Source organism: Candidatus Pelagibacter sp. HIMB1483, from assembly GCF_052048135.1.
GTDB lineage: Bacteria > Pseudomonadota > Alphaproteobacteria > Pelagibacterales > Pelagibacteraceae > Pelagibacter.
Window position 1 is genome coordinate 556062 of record NZ_JBNAIM010000002.1, and the last position, 22619, is coordinate 578680.

Annotated in this window: 27 protein-coding genes; 18 read left to right on the forward strand and 9 right to left on the reverse strand. The window is 28.2% G+C overall.

What is annotated here, in order from left to right:
• Positions 1-30: 30 nt before the first annotated feature.
• From ACTTAV_RS03570 to ACTTAV_RS03610, 9 genes are all read left to right on the forward strand, one after another.
• On the forward strand, positions 31-774 hold the full coding sequence (locus ACTTAV_RS03570; RefSeq protein WP_440670253.1) for an SDR family oxidoreductase: 744 nt from the start codon (positions 31-33) through the stop codon (positions 772-774).
• 22 nt (positions 775-796) lie between these two features.
• Positions 797-1639 (forward strand): fumarylacetoacetate hydrolase family protein, encoded by an 843-nt coding sequence (locus ACTTAV_RS03575; RefSeq protein WP_440670255.1) that lies wholly within the window; start codon positions 797-799, stop codon positions 1637-1639.
• A gap of 7 nt (positions 1640-1646) precedes the next feature.
• On the forward strand, positions 1647-2537 hold the full coding sequence (locus tag ACTTAV_RS03580; RefSeq protein ID WP_440670256.1) for an SMP-30/gluconolactonase/LRE family protein: 891 nt from the start codon (positions 1647-1649) through the stop codon (positions 2535-2537).
• A complete protein-coding gene (locus tag ACTTAV_RS03585; RefSeq protein ID WP_440671028.1) occupies positions 2534-3241 on the forward strand; it encodes a cytochrome c biogenesis CcdA family protein in 708 nt (235 codons plus the stop codon). Before ACTTAV_RS03580 ends, ACTTAV_RS03585 begins: the two co-directional genes overlap by 4 nt.
• A gap of 7 nt (positions 3242-3248) precedes the next feature.
• On the forward strand, positions 3249-3833 hold the full coding sequence (locus tag ACTTAV_RS03590) for an FMN-dependent NADH-azoreductase (RefSeq protein WP_440670257.1): 585 nt from the start codon (positions 3249-3251) through the stop codon (positions 3831-3833).
• Positions 3833-4126 carry a hypothetical protein gene (locus ACTTAV_RS03595; protein WP_440670259.1) on the forward strand — a complete coding sequence of 98 codons (294 nt, stop codon included), beginning with the start codon at positions 3833-3835 and terminating at the stop codon, positions 4124-4126. The genes ACTTAV_RS03590 and ACTTAV_RS03595 overlap by 1 nt, the downstream gene beginning before the upstream one ends.
• A 192-nt stretch (positions 4127-4318) precedes the next feature.
• Positions 4319-5764, forward strand: a complete 1446-nt coding sequence (locus ACTTAV_RS03600; protein ID WP_440670260.1) for a sodium:solute symporter family transporter — start codon at positions 4319-4321, stop codon at positions 5762-5764.
• 45 nt (positions 5765-5809) lie between these two features.
• Complete coding sequence (locus ACTTAV_RS03605) at positions 5810-6745, forward strand: ABC transporter ATP-binding protein (protein WP_440670261.1); 936 nt, start codon at positions 5810-5812, stop codon at positions 6743-6745.
• A complete protein-coding gene (locus tag ACTTAV_RS03610) occupies positions 6735-7502 on the forward strand; it encodes an ABC transporter permease (protein ID WP_440670262.1) in 768 nt (255 codons plus the stop codon). The genes ACTTAV_RS03605 and ACTTAV_RS03610 overlap by 11 nt, the downstream gene beginning before the upstream one ends.
• Before the next feature lie 5 nt (positions 7503-7507).
• Here the strand turns inward: ACTTAV_RS03610 and ACTTAV_RS03615 are convergent, their stop codons facing one another.
• Positions 7508-8185 (reverse strand): nucleotidyltransferase family protein, encoded by a 678-nt coding sequence (locus tag ACTTAV_RS03615; RefSeq protein ID WP_440670263.1) that lies wholly within the window; start codon positions 8183-8185, stop codon positions 7508-7510.
• On the reverse strand, positions 8175-9128 hold the full coding sequence (locus tag ACTTAV_RS03620; RefSeq protein WP_440670264.1) for an SDR family NAD(P)-dependent oxidoreductase: 954 nt from the start codon (positions 9126-9128) through the stop codon (positions 8175-8177). Before ACTTAV_RS03620 ends, ACTTAV_RS03615 begins: the two co-directional genes overlap by 11 nt.
• Before the next feature lie 41 nt (positions 9129-9169).
• Here ACTTAV_RS03620 and ACTTAV_RS03625 point away from each other — a divergent pair, with 41 nt between their 5' ends.
• Positions 9170-10090 (forward strand): hypothetical protein, encoded by a 921-nt coding sequence (locus tag ACTTAV_RS03625; protein WP_440670265.1) that lies wholly within the window; start codon positions 9170-9172, stop codon positions 10088-10090.
• 48 nt (positions 10091-10138) lie between these two features.
• On the opposite strand, the gene aceA is transcribed toward ACTTAV_RS03625, so the two are convergent.
• Both aceA and ACTTAV_RS03635 read right to left on the reverse strand, forming a co-directional pair.
• Positions 10139-11413, reverse strand: coding sequence for an isocitrate lyase (gene aceA, locus ACTTAV_RS03630; protein ID WP_440670266.1), 1275 nt, complete (start codon positions 11411-11413; stop codon positions 10139-10141).
• A gap of 47 nt (positions 11414-11460) precedes the next feature.
• Positions 11461-11622 (reverse strand): hypothetical protein, encoded by a 162-nt coding sequence (locus tag ACTTAV_RS03635; RefSeq protein ID WP_440670267.1) that lies wholly within the window; start codon positions 11620-11622, stop codon positions 11461-11463.
• Between the two features lie 111 nt (positions 11623-11733).
• Here ACTTAV_RS03635 and ACTTAV_RS03640 point away from each other — a divergent pair, with 111 nt between their 5' ends.
• From ACTTAV_RS03640 to ACTTAV_RS03660, 5 genes are all read left to right on the forward strand, one after another.
• Positions 11734-13170 (forward strand): helix-turn-helix domain-containing protein, encoded by a 1437-nt coding sequence (locus ACTTAV_RS03640; protein ID WP_440670269.1) that lies wholly within the window; start codon positions 11734-11736, stop codon positions 13168-13170.
• A gap of 322 nt (positions 13171-13492) precedes the next feature.
• A complete protein-coding gene (locus tag ACTTAV_RS03645; RefSeq protein WP_440670271.1) occupies positions 13493-14068 on the forward strand; it encodes a tetratricopeptide repeat protein in 576 nt (191 codons plus the stop codon).
• Complete coding sequence (rseP, locus tag ACTTAV_RS03650; RefSeq protein WP_440670272.1) at positions 14069-15181, forward strand: RIP metalloprotease RseP; 1113 nt, start codon at positions 14069-14071, stop codon at positions 15179-15181. It abuts the gene before it with no gap.
• A gap of 155 nt (positions 15182-15336) precedes the next feature.
• A complete protein-coding gene (locus ACTTAV_RS03655) occupies positions 15337-15612 on the forward strand; it encodes an HU family DNA-binding protein (RefSeq protein ID WP_075519434.1) in 276 nt (91 codons plus the stop codon).
• A 136-nt stretch (positions 15613-15748) separates the two neighbouring features.
• Entirely contained in the window at positions 15749-17050 is a 1302-nt protein-coding gene (locus ACTTAV_RS03660) for an ammonium transporter (protein ID WP_440670274.1), read from the forward strand.
• 126 nt (positions 17051-17176) lie between these two features.
• Here the strand turns inward: ACTTAV_RS03660 and ACTTAV_RS03665 are convergent, their stop codons facing one another.
• Positions 17177-18166: a glycosyltransferase family 9 protein gene (locus ACTTAV_RS03665; protein WP_440670276.1), complete on the reverse strand. Its 990-nt coding sequence runs from the start codon at positions 18164-18166 to the stop codon at positions 17177-17179.
• A gap of 47 nt (positions 18167-18213) precedes the next feature.
• Between ACTTAV_RS03665 and ACTTAV_RS03670 the strand changes: the two genes are divergently transcribed.
• Positions 18214-18597 (forward strand): rhodanese-like domain-containing protein, encoded by a 384-nt coding sequence (locus ACTTAV_RS03670; RefSeq protein WP_440670278.1) that lies wholly within the window; start codon positions 18214-18216, stop codon positions 18595-18597.
• Here ACTTAV_RS03670 and ACTTAV_RS03675 read toward each other — a convergent pair.
• Together ACTTAV_RS03675 and ACTTAV_RS03680 are read right to left on the reverse strand one after the other, a co-directional pair.
• Positions 18590-19177, reverse strand: coding sequence for a 2-hydroxychromene-2-carboxylate isomerase (locus ACTTAV_RS03675; protein WP_440670280.1), 588 nt, complete (start codon positions 19175-19177; stop codon positions 18590-18592). The genes ACTTAV_RS03670 and ACTTAV_RS03675 overlap by 8 nt on opposite strands.
• Positions 19170-19643, reverse strand: a complete 474-nt coding sequence (locus ACTTAV_RS03680; protein WP_440670282.1) for an ABA4-like family protein — start codon at positions 19641-19643, stop codon at positions 19170-19172. The genes ACTTAV_RS03675 and ACTTAV_RS03680 overlap by 8 nt, the downstream gene beginning before the upstream one ends.
• Positions 19644-19671: 28 nt before the next feature.
• Here ACTTAV_RS03680 and ACTTAV_RS03685 point away from each other — a divergent pair, with 28 nt between their 5' ends.
• Entirely contained in the window at positions 19672-20235 is a 564-nt protein-coding gene (locus tag ACTTAV_RS03685) for a regulatory protein RecX (protein WP_440670283.1), read from the forward strand.
• 127 nt (positions 20236-20362) lie between these two features.
• Here the strand turns inward: ACTTAV_RS03685 and ACTTAV_RS03690 are convergent, their stop codons facing one another.
• Complete coding sequence (locus ACTTAV_RS03690) at positions 20363-21142, reverse strand: 3'(2'),5'-bisphosphate nucleotidase CysQ family protein (RefSeq protein ID WP_440670284.1); 780 nt, start codon at positions 21140-21142, stop codon at positions 20363-20365.
• On the reverse strand, positions 21135-21305 hold the full coding sequence (locus ACTTAV_RS03695; protein ID WP_075519442.1) for a DUF3553 domain-containing protein: 171 nt from the start codon (positions 21303-21305) through the stop codon (positions 21135-21137). The genes ACTTAV_RS03690 and ACTTAV_RS03695 overlap by 8 nt, the downstream gene beginning before the upstream one ends.
• A gap of 41 nt (positions 21306-21346) precedes the next feature.
• On the opposite strand from ACTTAV_RS03695, the gene mnmA reads away from it, so the two are divergent.
• The gene (gene mnmA, locus ACTTAV_RS03700) at positions 21347-22465 is read left to right on the forward strand and encodes a tRNA 2-thiouridine(34) synthase MnmA (RefSeq protein ID WP_440670285.1); all 1119 of its coding nucleotides are present in this window, start codon (positions 21347-21349) and stop codon (positions 22463-22465) included.
• The last annotated feature ends 154 nt before the right edge of the window (positions 22466-22619 follow it).

Consider the following 22619-nt stretch of genomic DNA (forward strand, 5'->3'; position numbering starts at 1 on the left):
ATATTTACATAATATGGGAGAAAATAAAAAATGACCAACAGATTGAAAGGTAAGATTGCACTAGTTACAGCTGCAGGACAAGGTATAGGAAAAGCTACAGCAATAGCATTTCATAATGAGGGAGCTAAAGTAATCGCAACAGACATTAATGATAAAACTCTTAACGAACTAAAGAAAGAATATCCAAATATTGAGATAAAAAATTTAGACTCAACTAATAAAGATGCAATAAAAGATTTTATGAGCACTATTTCAAAAGTAGATATTCTTTTTAATGCAGTTGGATTTGTTCATCATGGAACAATTTTAGAATGTGATGAAAAAGATTGGGATTTTTCTTCTAATGTTAATGTCAAATCAATGTATTTTATGTGTAAGGCAATTTTACCAATAATGGTAAAACAAAGCGGAGGAAGTATTATTAATGTTTCATCGTGTGCATCTAGTTTAAAGGGTTTTCCAAATAGATTTGTGTATGGGACAACAAAAGGAGCAGTGATTGGTTTGACTAAAGCTATAGCTGCAGATTTTGTTAAACAAAATATAAGATGTAATTCAATTGCACCTGGCACAGTTTTTTCACCTTCTTGGCAAGACAGGGTTAATCAAAGTCCAGATCCTGTTCAGGCTAAAAAAGATTTTATAGCAAGACAACCAATGGGAAGACTTGGTACAGCTGAAGAAATTGCAGCAGTTGCTGTATATTTAGCTAGTGATGACGCGACATTTACAACAGGTACAACGATTTCTGTTGATGGAGGAATTTCAATATAATTAATTAATAAAAAGGAAAATTATGAAATTATTAAGAGTAGGACATAAAGGAAAAGAAAAACCCGCAGTTTTGGATAAAGAAGGAAAGATAAGAGATATCAGTTCTCATATTAAAGATTTAAACCCTGATTATTTAAATTTTGAAACGATTTCTAAATTACAAAGTACTGATTTATCTTCTCTTCCAGAGCTACCTTCAAGTGAGAGGGTTGGCTCTTGTATTACAAAGCCTGGTAAATTTGTAGCTATAGGCTTAAATTTTTCTGACCACGCAGCAGAGTCAGGTTTACCAGTACCATCTGAACCAATTATGTTTATGAAAGCAACAAGTTGTATAAGTGGACCAAATGATAATATTGAAATGGTACCAAATTCAAAAAAATTAGATTGGGAAGTAGAGCTTGGAATTGTAATTGGTAAAGAAGCAAAGCATATAGAACAAAATCAATCTCAAGATCATATTTTAGGCTATTGTTTGGTTAATGATGTTAGTGAAAGAGAATGGCAAATTGAAAAAATGGGTCAGTGGGTTAAAGGAAAATCACATGACACTTATGGACCTATTGGACCATACTTAGTAACTAAAGACGACATCAAAGATATAAATAACTTAAACATGTCGTTAGATTTAAATGGAAAAAGAATGCAAACAGGCAATACAAGTACAATGATATTTAATGTAGATGTAATTGTATCTTATGTTAGTAAATTTATGTCATTACAACCAGGAGATATAATAACAACTGGAACACCTCCAGGAGTTGGTATGGGAATGAAACCACAGCAATTTTTAAAATCTGGTGATGAAATGAAGCTATCTATAGATAATTTAGGTGAACAAAATTCGAAGGTCGTTTCACTGTAAATTTTAAATGTATACTATCAAAACAACTGATCCAAAAGTTATTTGGAAAACAAATTGTGTTTTGGGTGAAGGAACTTTATGGGTTAAGGAACATAACTCCATATATTTTGTAGATATAAAAAAACGTAGAATTCATATTTTAAATATAAAAAACAAAAAAAGAAAAATAATTCATCTCAATAAACAAATTGGATTTTTAACTCATATAAAAAAGAACATATTTATACTGGGACTTGAAAGAGAATTAAGAATAATGGATTTGAAATCAAAAAAAATTATTAAATCAATATTTATTGAAGATGATTTACCACAAAATAGAATAAACGATGGAAAGACAGACTCTATTGGTAGGCTTTGGTTTGGAACAATGGATAACCCAGAAAGATCAATCAAAAAAGGATCACTATATTGTTTAGATGCAAACTTAACTCTTCATAAAGTTGACTCAAATTATTTTATTACAAATGGTCCAGCTTTTTTAGATGATAATAATTTTTATCATACTGACAGTAGGAGCAAGACCATTTATAAAATAAAGATTAATAAAAATTTCAAAATTATAAAAAAAAAAATATTTGTTAAATTAAAAACTAATGAAGGTTCACCCGATGGTATGACCTTAGATAATAAGAAAAATTTATGGGTTTGTCACTTTAATGGTGCTTGCATTTCTATTTTTAATAAAAAAGGAAAAAAGATACATAAAATTAATTTTCCAGCCAAGAATATTACAAACTGCACATTTGGAGGTAAAAACAATAAAGAACTATTTGTTTCATCAGCCACAAAATCAATGTCAAAAAGAGAATATAAAAAGTATAGATATTCTGGATCTTTTTTTAGCGTTAAAACTAATATGAGTGGAAAGTTGTCAAAATCATATAAGATTAAATTATAATGGAATTAATAATAGCTTTTGCTGCTGGATTAATAAGTTTTTTATCTCCATGTGTTTTACCACTTATACCTGGATATATTTCTTATATATCTGGTAGCTCTTTAAATGAACTGATCGAAAAAAAAAATGTAAATCTAATTCCCATTATTTTATTTACAGTGGGATTTTCTATAGTCTTTATAATTTTTGGTGCAGCCTCAACTTTTATAGGGCAAGTTCTTTTACAAAACTCATATGAACTAAGAATTACAGCTGGTTTAGTAATTATAGTTTTATCTCTTCATATAATCGGAATTATTAATATTAAATTTTTGAATTATGAAAAGAGAATAGAAACTAATATTAGGAAAAACTTTTTTAGTCCAATTTTAATTGGTATGGCATTTGCTTTTGGATGGACACCCTGCATTGGACCTATTCTCGGATCTATTTTAGTTCTTGCTTCGACTGAAGAAAGTCTGGGGCGAGGTATTCTACTTCTTTCACTCTATTCGATAGGTCTTGCAATACCATTTATTTTATCAGGTTATTTGATGCAAAAGTTCCTAATATTTTCAAAAAATTTTAAAAAAAATATTAATAGAGTAACAAAAATTGGTGGAATTATACTATTCATCACTGGATTATTGATTATTACAAATCAACTACAAGCTTTAGGTTTTTATTTACTTGAAGTATTTCCATTTTTACAAAATTTTGGATAATTAAGTTATGAAAATTTATCAAATAGATTCTAGTGCCAGAAAAGAGGGCTCAACTTCAAGAGCACTTGCAAAAAAATTATTAGATAAAATAAAAAAACCTGAAGATGAAGTTATCTATAGAGATTTAAATGATGAAATGGTTTTTGTTACAGGATTGACAGAATCTGGCATGAACATTGATGAAAAAGACCAAAATGAAAATCATAAAAAGATGTTTGAACTCTCAGATCAATTAGTAAAAGAATTAAAAGAAAGTGATGTAATTATAATTTCAGCTCCAATTTACAATTATGGCCCCCCAGCCACTCTAAAAGCATGGACAGATTTAGCTGCAAGAGTTGGAGAAACATTTAAATTTAAACCAAATGGTAGAAGAGAAGGTTTATTAAAGAATAAAAAAGCATACCTCATTATCACTTCTGGTGGAACTAAACTTAATAGTAATGAAGATTTTCTTACCCCTTGGTTAAAATTTATCTTAAATTTTTTTGGCATAGATAAAATTGAAGTTATTAGCGCCGATCAAATGGCTTTGGATTATGAAAAGTCAATACGTGAAGCTGAGGCACAAATTGATAAAGTGAATATATAGTGAATAATTCAATCAAAACAGATGATATAATTTTTAATTTTTTTAAACAAATCTGTGATGAAAAAGATGATCAAAAATGCGTTGAACTTGGAAATAATTGGATAAATGCAATGGAGAATAATTTAAAAAATATGGAAGCTAATTTAGACGAACAAGATAAAATCAAACATAAAGCAGATATTCAAAATAATCAAAATCATTTAAATAGTCTTAAAGGTAAGACTTCTTCAGAATGGCGCGAGTATGCTACTAAGTGTATGATTGAAATATTGGATAGTAAAAAAGAAGTATGAGTAATCAAGAAAAAGTATTTATAATGATCTGTGTTTCTTTAATCATTTTTACCGTCTATTATTTAATTGAAAAACATCTAATTTAATTTTTCTTTCTTTATTTAACATAATAATATATTAATTAGTGAAAGGGGTGTCTTAACCGACTGAGATTAAACCCTAAGAACCTGTCCGGTAATTCAGAAAGGGAAAATGGATAAAACATATTTTATAAGTCAATCTACTTCATTAACATTAGTAATAATTGTTAGTTTAGTATTTTTAATGTTTGGGCTTTACCACTCTAAAAAATATCAAGGATTAAATAATTACCTTACTGCTAACAGAAACATTGGATTATTTTCATTAACAACAAGCTTAACAGCATCAGCCTTAGGTGCTTGGATTTTATTTGGTCCAGTATCTGCTTCAACTTGGGGAGGGCTAGGTGCAATTATAGGTTATTCATTAGGTACTGCTTTTCCAATGTTTTTTTTTATTTTTTTAGGAAAAAAAATTAGAAAAGAATTTCCAAAAGGTTCAACTTTAATTGAATTTTTAAGAAAAAAATTTGGAAAAAGTTTATTTAGACTAATTTTATTAATGACTATATTTTATATGTTTATATTTCTATGTGCCGAAGTAACTGCTGTAGCAGTTTTAATTAATTATATTTCTGGGACAGAACTTTGGGTTACAGCATTAATCGTTCTTTTAAGTACATTAATTTATACTTTATATGGAGGTTTAAGGGTTTCTATATTTACTGACAATATTCAAATGATTGTTATCGGAATTTTATTATTTATTTCTTTTATTTATTTAAATAAAACAATAGGAACAGATTTTTCGTTTGATTTTATTAAAAAGAATAACCCTGAACTTTTAAGTAGCTCTTATCTACCTGGATATACAGCTGGCTTAACTTTTTTTATTGCAGTTGCGGCAACAAATTTATTTCATCAAGGTAATTGGCAACGTATTTATGCTGCAAAAAATTTTGATATTTTAAAAAAGAGTTTAATCTTGTCTTTTTTGATAATAATTCCAATTGTTTTTTTTATGGGATTTTCGGGTTTAGTAGCTTATTCCATAGACTCTACAATTAGACCTGATCTTGGTTTTTTTTCTTTACTGCTTAAAGATCAAACTATTTTTCTATCTTTAATGGTGGTTATTCTTGGTCTAGCATTAACTATTTCAACTATTGATACATTGATTAATGCTATTTCAAGCTTAATCGTAGTAGATGGAAAAGCCTCATTTAAATTTAAAAATAAAGTTAATTATTTGAATTTTTCAAAATATATAATTGTTATTTTGTCTTTAATATCGTTTTTTGTTGCATCTAAAGGATTTGATATCTTATATTTATTTTTATTAGCTGATTTATTTTGTTGTGCGTTTGTTTTGACTGTTTTTTATAGTTTTTACAATAAAAGAATTAATGAAAACGCAGCTTACTTTTCTATTCTAATAGGATTAATTGGAGGTTTTTTACTGTTTCCTATTCCTGATTTTTCAAAAAGTTTGTTAGTTGGAATTTTAATTCCTAAGGACTTATTTATTTCTTTTATACCACAATCTTTATTATTTTTGTCATTTGTGGTTGCAACTTTTTTACCGTTATTAGTTTTAAAGGCTAAAAAGCAACAATAATACTCGATTGTATTAAAGGAATTAATAGTTATATATCTGTTTCAAATGTCAGATAATCAAATAGTAATTAGTTCTCTTTCAAAAGTTTACGATAATGGTTTCAACGCACTTAAGAATATAAATTTAAATATTAAAAAAGGAGAAATTTTCGCAATGCTTGGACCAAATGGTGCTGGCAAGACAACTTTAATAAGTATTATTTGTGGAATTGTAACGCCATCCTCTGGAAAAGTTACTGTTGATAATTTTAACATTATTGATGATTACAGAGAAACACGGTCTAGGATTGGTTTGGTTCCTCAAGAATTAACTTTGGAGCAGTTCGAGACAGTATTTAATAATGTTTCTTATTCAAGAGGCCTTTATGGAAAAAAACCTGACCCAAGTCATATAGAAAAAATTTTAAAACAATTAAGCTTGTGGGATAAAAAAGATTTAAGATTACGTCAGCTATCAGGTGGGATGAAAAGAAGAGTTTTAATCGCTAAAGCATTATCTCATGAACCTACAATTCTTTTTTTAGATGAACCAACAGCAGGGGTTGATGTCGAGTTAAGACAAGATATGTGGAGGATTGTAGAAGATTTAAGAAAAACTGGAGTTACAATAATCTTGACTACTCACTACATTGAAGAAGCTGAGGCTATCGCTGATAGGGTGGGTGTTATAAATCAAGGTGAAATTATAGTTGTTGATCAAACAAAAGAATTATTAAAAAAAATGGGACATAAAAAATTAACAGTTGAACTTCAAGAGAAAGTTTTAGAAATACCAAATTCACTAGATAAATATGATTTAGTATTAGGCTCAAATAAAATGTCAGTAGATTATATTTATAATGTACAAGCAAAACAAACTGGAATTACAAATTTATTACAAGATTTAAAAGACTCAGGTTTTAAATTAAAAGATTTAAAAACAGAACAAAGCACTTTAGAAAAAATATTTGTAAGTTTAGTAAAGGAAAAAAATGAAAATTAATTTTTATGCATTAAAAGCGATTTATTTGCATGAGATGGATCGATTTAGAAGAACATTAACTCAATCTTTGTTGTCTCCTGTTTTGTCTACCTCTTTATACTTTATTGTTTTCGGATCAGTTATTGGAGGGTATGTTGAAAATATTGATGGTATTAGTTATGGATCGTATATTGTGCCAGGTCTATTGATGCTGACATTGTTAACACAATCAATAAGCAATACATCATTTGGTATTTTTTTTCCTAAATTTAATGGAACAATTTATGAAATTTTAGCAGCGCCAATCTCAACTTTAGAAGTTGTTTTAGCATTTGTAGGTGCTGGTGCCACAAAAACCTTAATAGTTGGTGTCGTTATTTTTATTACTTCTCTATTTTTTGTTGAGGTGCAAGTAAAATATCCGTTATTAATGATTTTCCTTCTTGTTTTAGTTGCTTTTACTTTTGCACTGTTTGGTTTTTTAATTGGTTTAATGAGCTCAAATTTTGAGCAAATGTCTATTATTCCAACACTTGTGATAACACCAATGGTTTTTTTAGGAGGCAGCTTATATTCATTAGATATGCTGCCTAGTTTCTGGCAAACAGTTACATACTTCAATCCAGTTGTTTATTTGATTAATGGATTAAGGTTTTCTTTTTATGGTGTTTCTGATTTTAATATATGGATAAGCATTGGATCAATGTTATTATTTTTAGCCATTTGTGTAACTGTAGTTACAGTATTGCTTAAAAAAGGATACAATATTAAAGCTTAATTAAGCTAAAAAATTTTCTTTAAATTTTTATAATTATTGACGCTATCAACCGTATACCATTTTTTGGGTCTAATATCTGAAACATACAGCTGTTTTATTTTAATTAATCTTTTCCATAAAATATTAAAGTCTTCAGTTTTTTTAACTTTATCATTTATCTTCTTAGGATTTAAAACTTGAATACCTGTACAGTAAATATCTGATTTATTTTTTCTTGAAAGTTTTTGAATAATATTTTTTTTTCTGAATATATAATCACCGTCCAAACCCTTTATGGGTTCTGTTGGAATTATCATACATAAAGGCTGACCTTTTTTGTAATAATCTCTTTCAATCTTTTTGAAATCAATATTAGTAACATTATCACAAGTTAAAACATAAATAGGTGAATCAAATGTTCTTAACATAGAATTAAAAATCCACCATGCATTACCTTTTTTATCAGTGTTAATTATTGACGAAACTTTTTCTTCAATTAAATGTTTGGCAAGAATTGGTCCTTTGTAGCCAACTGAAATATGTATGTGATCTATATATCTTTTAAGTTTTCTTATACCATTAGCAATTAAAGAAGACTGTTTAAATTTTACTAAGCCTTTTGGAATTTTTTTTGTAAGTGGCATTAGTCTGGTTCCACGTCCAGCTGCCATTATGAATGCATTATTAATCTTTTTATAAGTCATTAGATTTCAGTCCAAATTGAATTATCTTTTCGATTTCAGACTGTGATAATCTTTTTGCATTTTGTGAAGATATAATTTTTTTTAATGGTTTTTTAGACATTTCATTAAAATCAATGATATAATATTTTTTATTCTTAATTTTAATTTCTTTAGCATATCTTAATTCGTCCTCACCAATAAGAAATTCATCTAATCGATCACCTTTTCTTGATTGAATTATTTTATATTTGCCTCCAAATTTTTTTATCCAAACTTTTAATATTTCTATCATCTTAGCAGATTTCATTTCTGCAGAAAGAATTTTACCGTTAAGTTTATCTTTAAGTTTGAGAGCTTGATCAATTAAACTGACCGCTTCATCTACTGAGAAAAAAAATCTTCTCATATATGGTCCAGTTGTTAAAATAGTTTTATCTTTATTAAACATTTGTTTCCAAATTGGTAACACTGAGCCTGTCGACCAAGTTACATTTCCATATCTTACACAAATAAATTTAGTTTTACTGTAAGACTTAATTGATGAGAATAATCTTTCCATGCAAGACTTACTTAGTCCATAAATATTTTTAATTGGAGGTGATGCTTTATCTGTTGAAACACCTATGACAGTTGGAACTTTTTTATTTATACAAGCTCTAACGATATTAGTTGAACCAACAATATTTATGTCTATGCACTCAAAAGGGAATTTTTCAGAAAGATCTACAAACTTAGTTGCTGCAGCATGAATTACAATATCTGGTTTTGTATAGTTTAGACAGTCATTAACTGATTCTATATTTGAAACATCTAATGGAACAACTTCACAATTAGTTAAATTTCTAACTAAAAAATTTTGTTTATTATTTCTAGCGCCAAGAAAGACCTTATACTTTTTCTTATAAAAGTTAGCTAAATTTCTACCAAGATAACCTGTTCCACCTGTGATTAGAATTTTTTTCATTATTAAAAACTTTAAATTTGTTTATAATTTTAAATTATATAATGTCTATAGTAATTCATATACCTTTTTACAATCCAAATCCTGAAAAAAAAGAAGGATATAGAAATTTAACTCGTTTTGATTATTTAAAAGAAAATGTAAAGAGTTTAAAAAATCTTTCAATTAAGACGGATATATTTATTCATACTCATAACAGTTTTCTTGATGATAAAAATTTAGAAGCAAAAACAATTAAACATGAAATAAATGAGGATGATCTGAACAAAGGATATTTAACCTGGAAGTGTAGATCATTAATGGAAAAACAAAAAAATGATTACGATTATTATATGTATTTGGAACACGATATAAAGTTTTCAGAAAATAACTTACAATACTGGTTAAAATATCATGAATTATTATCTAAAAAAAAATTTAATTTAGGTTTTTTAATTTATGAAAAGAATAATTCAGATAATCAAAATTATAGTATTCATATAACACAGAAATTAGATAAATTTTTAAAAATAAACAATCAAAGATTTATTGTAAATGATTTAGAAAACTATTGTTGTTTTTGGATATACACAAATCAGCAATTTCAAAATTTTTTAAAAACAAAGTGGTGGTCTTTTAAAAAAAGAGCTCATAATTTCAGACACAACTATGGTATTACAGAAAGATCATCAATTGGATTTCATGCTTTTAGTATGAATTATTTCAGAGCAACTTTAATTCCAGAAGTTAACGGCCAACCTGTTACAGATTCTTTCATTGAGCATATGACTAATAATTATTATGAAAAATTTTTAGAATTAAAAGATCAAAACTATACTGACATAAGAGGTGTATGTAAATTTAAGACTGATGAGGTCTTTGTAAATTTGGATGAAAGTAAAGAAGTAAGTGATAATTTTAATATAAATAAATTCATTAAGATATTTCTGTGGAAATTGAGATTTATTACTAGAAAATTTAACTGACCCATTTCTGGGCCAGTTAATTACTAATACACAAGAGGAATTGTTTTATTAGAACTGTTCTGACTCTGTAGAGCCATCCATTGCTGTAGTTGAACTTTTTCCACTACTGATCGTGTTTGATACAGCATCGAAATAAGAAGTACCAACTTCTCTTTGATGTTTTACACTTGTGTAACCATCTTTTTCACGAGCAAATTCTTGTTGTTGTATTCTTGAATATGCAGCCATGCCTTCTTTCTTATATTTTTCTGCTAATTCAAAAATTGCAATATTTTGAGTATGAAATCCTGCTAATGTAATAAACTGGAATTTATAGCCCATTTTACTTATCTCTTGTTGGAAAGAAGCAATTTCACTATCAGATAAATGTTTTTTCCAATTAAAAGAAGGTGAACAATTGTAGGCCAAAAGTTTACCTGGAAATTTTTCGTGAATAGCATCAGCAAATTTTTTAGCTTCTTCAAGATTTGGTGTAGCTGTTTCGCACCAAATTAAATCTGAATAAGGTGCATAAGCCAAACCTCTGGATATAGCTTGTTCAATGCCCGCTTTAACATAATAAAAACCTTCTGGAGATCTTTCTCCTGTTAAAAAAGGTTTATCATTATCATCATGATCATTTGTAATTAATTTAGCAGCGTTCGCATCTGTTCTTGCAAGAATTATTAAGGGTACATCAGCTATATCTGCTGCTAGTCTTGCTGCTTTAAGATTTTTAATCATTGTTCCTGTTGGTACCAACACTTTTCCACCCATATGACCACATTTTTTTTCACTTGCTAATTGGTCTTCAAAATGAACACCCGCAGCACCTGCTTTAATAAATTTTTTTGCAAGTTCAAAAACATTTAATGGACCACCGAAACCTGCTTCACCATCAGCAATAATAGGAAGCATGTAATCAACTTTTTTTTCTTCTTTCATATCACCATCAATGACTTCCATATGCTGAATTTGATCTGCTCTTATTAATGCATTATTCATGGACTCTACTAATTTAGGTGCACTATCATATGGATATAAAGATTGATCCGGATACATTTCACCAGCACTATTTGCATCTGCTGCCACCTGCCAGCCACTTAAATAAATTGCTTTTAGTCCAGCTTTTGCATGCTGAACTGCGTGATTACCAGATAGAGATCCTAGTGTGTTCACATAAGGTTCTGAATTTAATAAGTTCCAGAGTTTTTTTGATTGTTGTTTACATAAAGAGTATTCAATTTTTAATGAACCTCTTAGTCTTTCAACATCTTCAGGTTTATAATCTCTTTTTATACCAGCAAATCTTTTTAAGTCGTATGAGATATTCTCTGCACTCATTTTTATCCTTTTTTTTATTTTAATGAATTAAATAGAACGAATTAGAATTAGTTAGAGTCGTTTAGGGTCTCAACTAGATCTTTCATTCCACTTGAACCCCAATCACAATGATCATCTCTCATGTAGATCCCTCTGCTATTATGCTTAGCTAGATCCTCATGCTTTATGATTTGAGCCTCATTTTCATTGTTTTTTAATTTTTCGTCCATGTAAATCTTATAATTTACAAGATTTACAAAATCTATAAAAAAGTTAAAAAAGCTTGTAAACTAAAGAAAAAAAATGTAAAAATAAATTTACAAAATTTACAAATAGAAAATATGAGTCAATTAAACTTAAAAATTGGTCCAAAAATCAAGGCTTTTAGAAGACAATTGGGCCTTCAGGCTAATAAATTAGCAGAAGATTTAAATATATCACCCAGCTATTTAAATTTAATCGAGGGTGGTAAACGAAAAATTGATGGAGATTTACTATTAAAAATTTGTGAAAAACTGAATATTGAACTTTCTCAATTAACCTCAAAAACAGATATTAATCTAGAAAATACTCTTTCAGAAATTTTAGATGATAGGTTATTTGAAGATTTAGATATTTTAGGTCCAGAAGTAAAAGATTTAGTTAGCACTAATCCAAAAATTGGGAAAGCAATAGTTCGATTAGGTGATATTTTAAAAAAGAAAGATCACGAGCTTATAAACAAAATTGAAAAATTATCTGGAAAAATTGTTGATAACAGGAAAAATTCTTTTCCTGGAGAAGTTATTTCAGATTTTCTTCAAGATAATAAAAATTATTTTCCAAAATTAGAAGATTTTGCTAATAAAGTTTTCGAAAAAGTTCAAAAAAATAATCGAACCCGTTACATAGCACTTTGTGATTATCTTAAATCAGAATATGGAATTACAGTAAAGGATGTAATTCCAGAAGAAAACAAGCCTTTTTCAAAGATTTATAATAAAAATAAAAAAGAACTTTTATTAAGTGATTACAGTTCTCTTGAAACAAAAAAACTTCATGCAGCAGCGCAAATTGCTCAAGAGGGAGCAAGTAAAGAAATTGAAGATTATTTATCTAAATTTACTTTCCCATCAGAAGAGTCGAAGAAATTAACTAAAGTAGCTTTATTAAATTACTGTGGTGCAGCAATCTTAATGCCATATAAACTATTTCACTCTGAGTGCAAAAAATTAAAATATGATTTAGAATTACTTCAAAATACTTTTGCAACTTCTTTTGAACAAGTTGCACATAGAGTTACATGTTTACAAGATCCAAAATTACCAGGAATACCTTTTCATTTTTTAAGGGTAGATATGGCAGGAAATATTTCTAAAAGATTTTCATTATCTGGTATCGAAATACCAAGATATGGAGGTGCATGTCCAAGATGGAATGTTTATTCAGCTTTTACCAGACCAGGTGTTATTCAAAGTGCTGTAAGTAAAATGACAAATGGAGAAAAATATGTCTGTATTGCACGAACGGTTGAAAAGGGCATAGGAAGATTTGGTAGAACAAAAAGTATTTTGTCAATTGGATTAGGTTGTGATGCAAAGTATGCAAAAGATTTTGTTTATACAGAAAATATAAATGTTAATGATAAATCAACTGAAATTCCAATAGGTGTGTCATGTAGAACATGCGATAGATTAGACTGTTCTCAAAGAGCCTTTCCGCCTTTACACAAGAAATTTGATGTAGATATCAATACCAGAGGTGTTTCTGTTTATGTTGGGGATAAAAACCAAAATTAAGTCATGCTAAAATTTATAATTCCAGCAATAATTGTATTTTTAATCGTTTTTTTTTGGGAAAATATAAATCAAAAAATTTATCAAAAATTTAAAGTTAAAATAAGTGCTATAATTTTAATAGCTCTGTTATTAATTTTGATAGCTATTTTAGTTTTACTATACTTTTAAATTAGATGAATAATCTTGATTCCTTTTATTATAAAATAATTGAAACAGAGAGTGTTTTAACTATAAAAAATATCAATACTACTTGGTTTTGTGCACTTTAATAAAGAGGGAGAAATAGAGTATATTTTTGTTAATCCTATATTTAGAAAAAAAAATGTTAAAACTTGTAAAAAATATAACTATAAAAAAATATATATATATAATTCTAGCTTTATTTTTTAACCTAAATATTGTGAGTGCAGATGATAGAGTTGATCAATTAAATATGTTATTTAATGAGCTAAAGATAAATAATCCTATTATTGCTAATGAGGTTGAGCAAAAAATTTGGAAAATTTGGAGCACACATCCAAATGATGAAAAATTAACATCTTTATTAGCGGAAGGATCAAACTTGGTAAATAATGATAAGTACAGTGAAGCTATTGACGTATTTTCTAAAGCTATCGAACTAGACCCATTGTGGGCTGAGGCATGGAATAAACGTGCAACAGTTTTATATTTATCTGGTGAATTTGAAAAATCTCAAAATGATATTGATAAAGTTTTAGAATTAGAGAAAAGGCATTTTGGCGCTCTTGCTGGACAAGGTCTAGTAAATATACATCTTAAGAATTATGAGAAAGCAATTGAAAGTTATGAAAAAGCTAAAGAAATATATCCTTCTATGAAATCACCTGAGATAATGATTAAACAAATTAAAAAATTAATAAAGGAACAATCAATTTAAATGCTTAACTACTTATTACCTTTTATTGTATTAATATTAATTGTTGTATTCATTCATGAATATGGACATTATTATTTTGCTAAAAAATATGGTGTTGGTGTAACAGATTTTTCAATAGGTTTTGGCCAAGAAATTTTTGGTTGGAATGATAAATCAGGAACAAGATGGAAAATATGCTGGATTCCATTAGGTGGATATGTAAAATTTTTTGGTGATAGAAATGTTTTTTCACAAGCTGATCAACAAAAAATAATTGAAAAATACAGTGAGGAAGATCAAAAAAAACTCTTTGTGTTGAAACCTTTATATCAACGAGTTTTAATAGTTTTTGGAGGTCCATTAGCAAATTTTTTACTAGCTATAGTAATTTTTTTCTCAATCTATACTTTTATTGGAAAAGATTTTACTCCTGCAGTTATTAATGAGGTTCAAAAAGATAGTCCAGCGATGATGGGTGGATTAAAGGATAATGATATTATTTTAGAGATAGATGGAAATAAAGTTAAAAGCATTATGGATGTTTCTAAATATATTATGATGTCTACTGACGATTTCATAGACTTTAAAGTAAAACGTTCTTACGATGAACTATTACTCAAGATTAAGCCAGATATAGTAATGGGTGAGGATAATCTTGGTAATAAAGTAAATAAAAGGATGGTTGGAATTAAGCTAGGTGCATATAACAATGAAATTAATCATGTAAAATTAGGCCCTGCGCAAGCATTTTATCATGCTGCTCATGAAGTGTATTATGTAAGTATTTCTTCGTTAAAATATATTGGTGCAATGATATTTGGTAAGGCTGACACTTCTCAACTTGGTGGACCAATAAGAATAGCTAAAATTTCTGGTCAAGTTGCTGAATTTGGGGTTTTGGCATTTATTAGTATGATGGCTTATATTTCTATAAGTCTTGGATTGATTAATTTATTTCCAATCCCAATGTTAGATGGTGGTCATTTAATGTTTTATGCTTTTGAAAAAGTTTTAGGACGTCCTTTATCTCAAAAAACACAGGAAGGTTTTTTTCGAATCGGTTTGTTTTTATTGTTATCTTTGATGATTTTTACAACATTTAATGACTTAAAAGACATTGGTTTATTTGGATAAAAATTTTCTAAAAAGTTAAAAAAGTAAGTAAAATCAATGTTTTTTATGAATATACCAGATATTGTGTATAACTTATAAACAGATACTAAAAAAATTCTTGATTTATCAACGTTTTTGATAAAGATAGTAAATAACCTAATAAAACCGGAGCTAAAATGAATAAAAAACAATTAGTGGTCAAGCTTTCAGGGGCTTTAAATTTAAGTAAAGCAGACGCTGAAAGAACTTTTGACACGATTACCAACACTATTCTTGATGCTTTAAAAGCTGATGATTCAGTAAAAATTGCTGGATTTGGCACATATAAAGTGGCTAAGAGAAAAGCTAGAGTTGGAAGAAATCCTAGAACTGGTGAACAGATTCAAATCGCTGCATCACAAAAGGTTAAATTCCTACCTGCTAAAGCTTTAAAAGAAGTATTTAACAAATAGTAAGTTTTAACAGCCTTGACGTATAATGCGTTAAGGCTGTTTCTATATGCAAAAACTGCATAGCCAATTTTCGCAATCAACGTTAGTTATTTAGATTTATAAAATTATAAACCCTCACTTAAACAGGGAGGTCTTTATGACTAAATTATTAAAAAAAATAAGTGCACCACTTATAAGTTTAGTGTTTTTATTAAACATGAGTAGTGCAGGTATGGCAGAGACTACAGTTTCTGCTGAAGTAGGTTTTATATTTAATACCCTATTATTCTTAATTTGTGGTTTTCTAGTTATGTTTATGGCGGCAGGTTTCGCGATGCTAGAATCTGGTATGGTTACATCAAAAAGTGTATCCGTAATTTGTGCTAAGAATATAGGTTTATTTTCAATCGCAGGAATAATGTTCTGGATGGTAGGTTACAACTTAGCTTATGGGATTCCAGAAGGTGGATACATTGGAAAATTTGTGCCATGGTCAGATGCTAGTGCAGTAGACACTGGTTATTCAGATGGTTCAGATTGGTATTTCCAGATGGTATTTTGTGCTACAACAGTATCAATTGTATCTGGAGCTATGGCTGAAAGAATTAAGCTATGGCCGTTCTTTTTATTTGCTGCAATCCTTTCAGGAATTATTTATCCAATCGTAATGGGTTGGCAGTGGGGTGGAGGCTGGTTAGCAGAATTAGGTTTTTCTGATTTTGCTGGTTCAACTTTAGTACACTCAACTGGTGGTGCAGCTGCTTTAGCTGGTGCTATGATTATTGGTCCTAGACTTGGAAGATTTACTAAGTCAGGTGCTCCAGCTCCACTTAAACCATTTGCAGCTTCGTCAATTCCATTAGTTACAATTGGTGTATTTATTTTATGGCTAGGTTGGTTTGGTTTCAACGGTGGTTCACAATTAGCTATGGGAACTGCTGACGATGCAATTGCTGTTTCAACAATCTTTATTAATACATTTTTAGCTGGTGCTGGTGGTGTATTAGGTGCTGCCACAATCACTAGATTACATTTTGGTAAAACTGATGTAGTTCAAATGTTAAATGGTTGTATTGGTGGATTAGTTGCTGTAACAGCAGAACCATTAATGCCATCACCATTAGCTGCAATTTTAATTGGTGCAGTAGGTGGTTTAATTGTGGTTTATGGTACTAAACTATTATTCTCATTACAAATTGATGATGTAGTTGGTGCAGTACCTGCACACTTATTTGCTGGTATTTGGGGTACATTAATTGTGCCTGCAACGAATGCTGATGCATCTTTTAGCACACAGTTGATCGGAGTAATATCTGTGAACGTGTTTGTATTTGTAGTCGCTTACATTGTCTTTAGTTTAATGAAAGCAACTATTGGCCTAAGATTAAGTAAAGAAGGTGAATCTAAGGGTACAGACGTTACGGAAACAGGTGTAATTGCTTACGCTATACGTGACTAATTGTTAACAATAAAGGGGTTCTTCGCTCTCTGTGTATCTCCGCGATTACTCATCGAAGGGCCCCTTAAATTTCTCTCTAAGTTAGTTAAATAAAAAAAAGCCCCTCCCTCAAGGGGCTTTTTATTTTTATAAATTTTTAATTATTTGTTCAAAAACATTATCAGGTTTAAGTTTTTTCATACCAGTTCTATCTCTATTCCAAACATTATCTTTATAATCGATCGGTGTTATTGGTCTGATTTTACTAAATTTTAATTCACTTGCTGGATCATTAGCAATTAAACCGAACGTTTTAACCCCAAGAGCTGCTGACATATTAAGAGGACCTGAATTATTTCCTACGTAAAAATTAGAATTTTTTATTGCAAGTATTATGCCTTGCAAATCTTTACCAGAACAATCAATAAAATATTGTTTATTTGAGTCCATTATAATCTTTTTCGCTACATATGATTTATCAGGACCACAAATCAAATATATATAATCAAATAGTTTTTTTTCATGAAGAAGATCGGCAAGTTTTATAAAATCTTCTTCATACCACATTTTATAATCCTCAAATGAATCTACTCCAAAAGCAATTTTTTTTCCTTCAATCAAAAGATCAGCGTTATCTTTTTTTAATCTTTCAATATTTATTTCTAAATTTGGAAATTTATCCTCTAAATTTATTGAATTAATTTTTAATAATTTTTGAGATTGTTCAGAATAACTTAGTTTCCAATCTTCTTCATTCAAATGATTTTGTGTAGTTAACCATTTTTTTTGATTACCAAGCCCTGGGCCAATTATATTTTTAATCTTTGCAATTTTTGCTGCAATAGCAGGTTTATTTACTTTGTCTAAAATATAAACAAATTCATATTTTTCAGCTTTAAATATATTAATCAGTTTAAAAACATCTAACCAATAAAATAAACCTTTTCTAAATTCATTGTAATAAACTTTGTTAATATGATTAAGATCTTTTAAAATGTTTTGAGCTTGAGTCTTTTTTCTAACAATTAAATCTATCTTTTCATTATGATGTTGACTAATTGCCTTTATGTACGGTAATTGCCAGATCAAATCGCCTAATTTATGATGGGTGTAAACTATGCAAATTTTTTTATTCATTTTTTATTTATGAGCTCTAAAAAAAACTATATAATAAATTTACTTTTATGAATATAAAATCATCACAAACTCTTGTTTCTGAAGCTCTAAGTGAAATCAAAACCATATCTACTGACGAAGCTTACCAAATGTCAAATGAAGATAAATGTAATTTAATTGATATTAGAGATGTTCGAGAATTAGAAAAAGAGGGAAGAGTAGAAAAATCAAATCATATTCCAAGAGGCATGCTAGAATTTTGGTTAGATCCTGAAAGTCCTTATTTTAAGGAGGGTAAATTGGATATGAATAAAGAAATGGTTTTATTTTGTGCTGGTGGATCAAGATCCGCTTTAGCAGCAAAAACTTTAAAAGATATGGGATTTGAAAAAGTTTCTCATATAGATGGAGGTTTTGGTGCTTTAAGAAATAGTAAATTTAAGATTACTTAACAATACATTCATCAATCGCATATTCTAGACGATCTTGTCCCCAAAAAAGTTTGTTATTAATCACAAATGTTGGGGCTCCAAATATATCTTTTTTAAAAGCTTCATCTGTACAACTTTTTAACTCATCTTTTATTTGTTGTTCTTGTATTTTATCAAAAAAATTTTTCTTATCTATTTTACAGGCATCTAAAATATTATTTATATTTTTTTCAATGGATATATCTATGTTGTTTTTCCAGTATGCATCAAAACAAGTATCAAGGTATTTATTTTTAAATTGAGGATCAATTGAAATAAATCCCCTCATCAAATATAAAGAATTAATCGGAAATTTATCATTCCATTTAAATGAAATTTTATTTTTTTTAGAAATAATCTCACAATCATTTTTCATATTTTTCATCTTACGTTCATTAAATGCTGGCGCAGTTATATTTCCAAGTTTGTGAAGGCCACCTAATAAAATAGGTTTATAATCAAATTTAATTTCATCTTTAATATCTATTAATTTAATTTTTTGATGTGCAATGTAAGAGTAAGGACTTATAAAATCGAAATAAAAGTCGATAACTTTACTCATAAAGACTAATACTTTTTGCAAAGAATATTCTTATAAGCCAATAAACGAAAATACCTAACGGACCAATCAGATAAGTTATAATCAATGGTATTCCTACTAGAATTTTATTAATCATAAATTTTTGAGAATCTTTAACGATCCAACCTCCAACAAATAAATTTATTGAAATAAAATGTATCCAAAACAACATCAGGAATAAATCGTTTGAAAATAAATTAGATAAATTTGAAATGCTTAAATATAATTCAAAGTTACTATCAAAATCATAAACATTTATATAAGATTTATATAACACAAACACATATGCTCCACTTAATAACAAAAATGGAAAAATTGATGTTACAAAATATTTACTTAAGTTAGATTGTGGAAAAAATATAAGTATAAGCCAAAATGGCAATACACCTAAATTCACCCAAAAGTAGAGAATTTCAATTGTAAAGTAAGCATAAATTTGTTCGATCATTTGAAATTATATTATATTAAATCTTACGATGATTCCTATAAGAAATAGAAAAAAAACATTACAAGTCACAGTCGATGAAATGAGAAATTTTGCGCTATCGTATGTTGAAAAATATGCTCCATCTAAACAACAATTGAGAACATATTTATTAAAGAAATATCTAAAATCTTCTGTTCCTAATGTTAAAAAACAAGATATCGCAAGTTTAATAGATGTCGTACTTTCTGATTTAGAGAAGAGTAGGTTCATAAATGATAAGTTTTATTCTGAAAGTAAAGCCAAAAGTATGATTCAAAGAGGCAACTCAATAAATAAGATTAGAAATTATTTAATTGGAAAAGGAATCAATGATCAATTCATAAAAGATACTGTTGAAAAAATTCACGAGGATAATTCTGATCAAGATTTTTTTTCAGCGATTAAAATTTGTAAAAAAAAAAGAATAGGTCCAGCTAGAACAGAAGATAATCGTCCATTATTTTATAAAAAAGATATATCACTTTTAGCTAGAAATGGTTTTGACTTTGAAACATCCAAAAAAGTTATGGAACTTAAGAAAGATGATTATTTAAAAATAATTAATTTACTTTAATTTTTTCTTTTTTTGGTCTTCTACGAGGTTATTAATTTTATTTTTGATATAATTTTTAACAAACACAAATACCAATAATCCAAATATTGATACAGACACTATAATGATCAGTATTATTCTTAATTGCTCATCCATTTATAATATTTTTACTTTTTAAGATTATACTTGGGTTTTTAAAATTTTTTTTCCCATATTCTATTTCTTTACCCTTAAAATCAGTAACAGTTCCACCAGCATGTTTTAAGATAGCATGACCTGCAGCTATATCCCACTCATAAGCTCTTGGTTCAGCTACATACCCATCATATTCACCAGCAGCGATAACACAAAATTTTAAAGAACTTTTCATCCTAACAAATTTTTTAACTTTTAATTCTTTATGTATTTTTTCTATTTCTGGTTTTATTTTGTTTGAATAGGATACAAATTTAATTTCATCTTTATTAAAATTTTTTGAACAATTTAAATTTACAGTTTCATCATTAGAAATCTCAAAAGCAAAATTTGGACCATAAGAGTAAAACATTCTTTTTTTTGAAGGGGCAAATATTAGTCCTGCTACAGGAATTTTATTAATAATTAATCCAGCATTAATTGTAAATTCTTCAAGATTATTAATATAATCAAAAGTCCCATCAATAGGATCTATCAACCAAAAATTTTTTAGGTTTTTGAGAGATTTATTGTCTGATGCTTCTTCAGAAATAATTGGTAAATTTGGAGTAATATCTTTTATTTTTTGTGTAATAATTTTATTAACTTCTAAATCACCATTACTAACTGGTGTATTGTCTGATTTAATTTCTTTAATTAATCCTTTTTCTCTTAAATCTAAAGAGACTTTTCCAGCGTAATAAAAAGTATCTATTAATTCTTCGACTATTTTTTTAATATTTAACTCAGTCATTTATTTTTATTAATTCTATATTTTTTGTATTTATTACTTTTTTTCCAACATTTTCAAAATTTACTGTCACTTTTTCTTTAATAATTGATTGAACTTGACCAATTCCCCATTCTTTATTTGATGGATTGACTACTTTGTCTCCTGGTTCATAATCTAATATCATTTAATTTAACTTATATTAGAAATAAGTATAAATACCATCAAATGAATAAAGAATTAAATTCAATAGGCTTAAATAAGAAACCATCAGACACAAAAATTGTAGTTGCTATGTCTGGAGGTGTGGATTCCTCTACAGTTGCAGGAATGATGAAAAAAGATGGTTATAATGTAGTTGGTATCACACTAAAACTTTATGATGATGGAAAAGAAGTGGCAGCATCTAAACAGTGTTGTTCTGGTCAAGATATTATGGATGCAAAAAGAGTTGCAAACAAACTAGATATAGAACATAAAATTTTATATTATCAAAATAAGTTTAAACAAGGCGTTATAGACAATTTTGTTGAAAGCTACTTAAAAGGTGAAACACCCATTCCGTGTGTTCAATGTAACCAAACGGTAAAGTTTAAAGATTTGTTTGAGGTTTCAAAAGATTTAAAAGCTGATGCACTTATTACTGGTCATTATGTAAAAAGCATAACCTCGAATAATAGTACTAATATGTATAGGGCTATTGATGAAAATAGAGATCAAAGTTATTTTTTATTTAATACCACTCGAGAACAATTAGATTACCTAAGATTTCCACTTGGAGGTCTTCTTAAAGATGAAACTAGAAATATTGCAAAAAAATTAGATTTAAATGTTGCGGATAAACCAGATAGTCAAGATATATGCTTTGTGCCTAATGGTGATTACGCATCTGTAATTCAAAAATTTAGACCCGACTCCTTTCAAAAGGGAAATATTAAAAATTTAGACGGTAAAGTTATAGGGGTACATGATGGAATTATAAACTTTACTATTGGTCAAAGAAAAGGGATTAAAGTTTCAGATAAAGATCCTTTATATGTAATAAAAATTAATTCTGAAAAAAATGAAATCATAGTAGGTCCTAAGGAGCATTTAGGAAAAAGAAAGATCATATTAAAAAATATTAATCTATTAGCTGACAAAAAAGAACTTGATTCAAATATTTTTGTAAAAGTTAGATCAACTGGAAAACTTTTAGAGGCCAAAGTGAATTTAAGTGACCAAAATGGTGCTACTGTAGATTTAAAAGACTCAGAGGATGGAATATCACCTGGTCAAGCTTGTGTTTTTTATAATAAAGATAATCTAGGTTTTAAAGTTCTAGGGGGTGGCTGGATAAAGGAATAAGCTACTTTTTCTTATTCTTTTTTCTAGCTCGTCTTTTTTTAGAGCCCATTTTTCTTCGGCCTCTATGTTTCTTTGGGTAGCTCATTAAATCCTTTTTATTAATTTATTGAATTTTTGTTATGGATATAGCATTGTCTTAAAAGCTTATCAATAT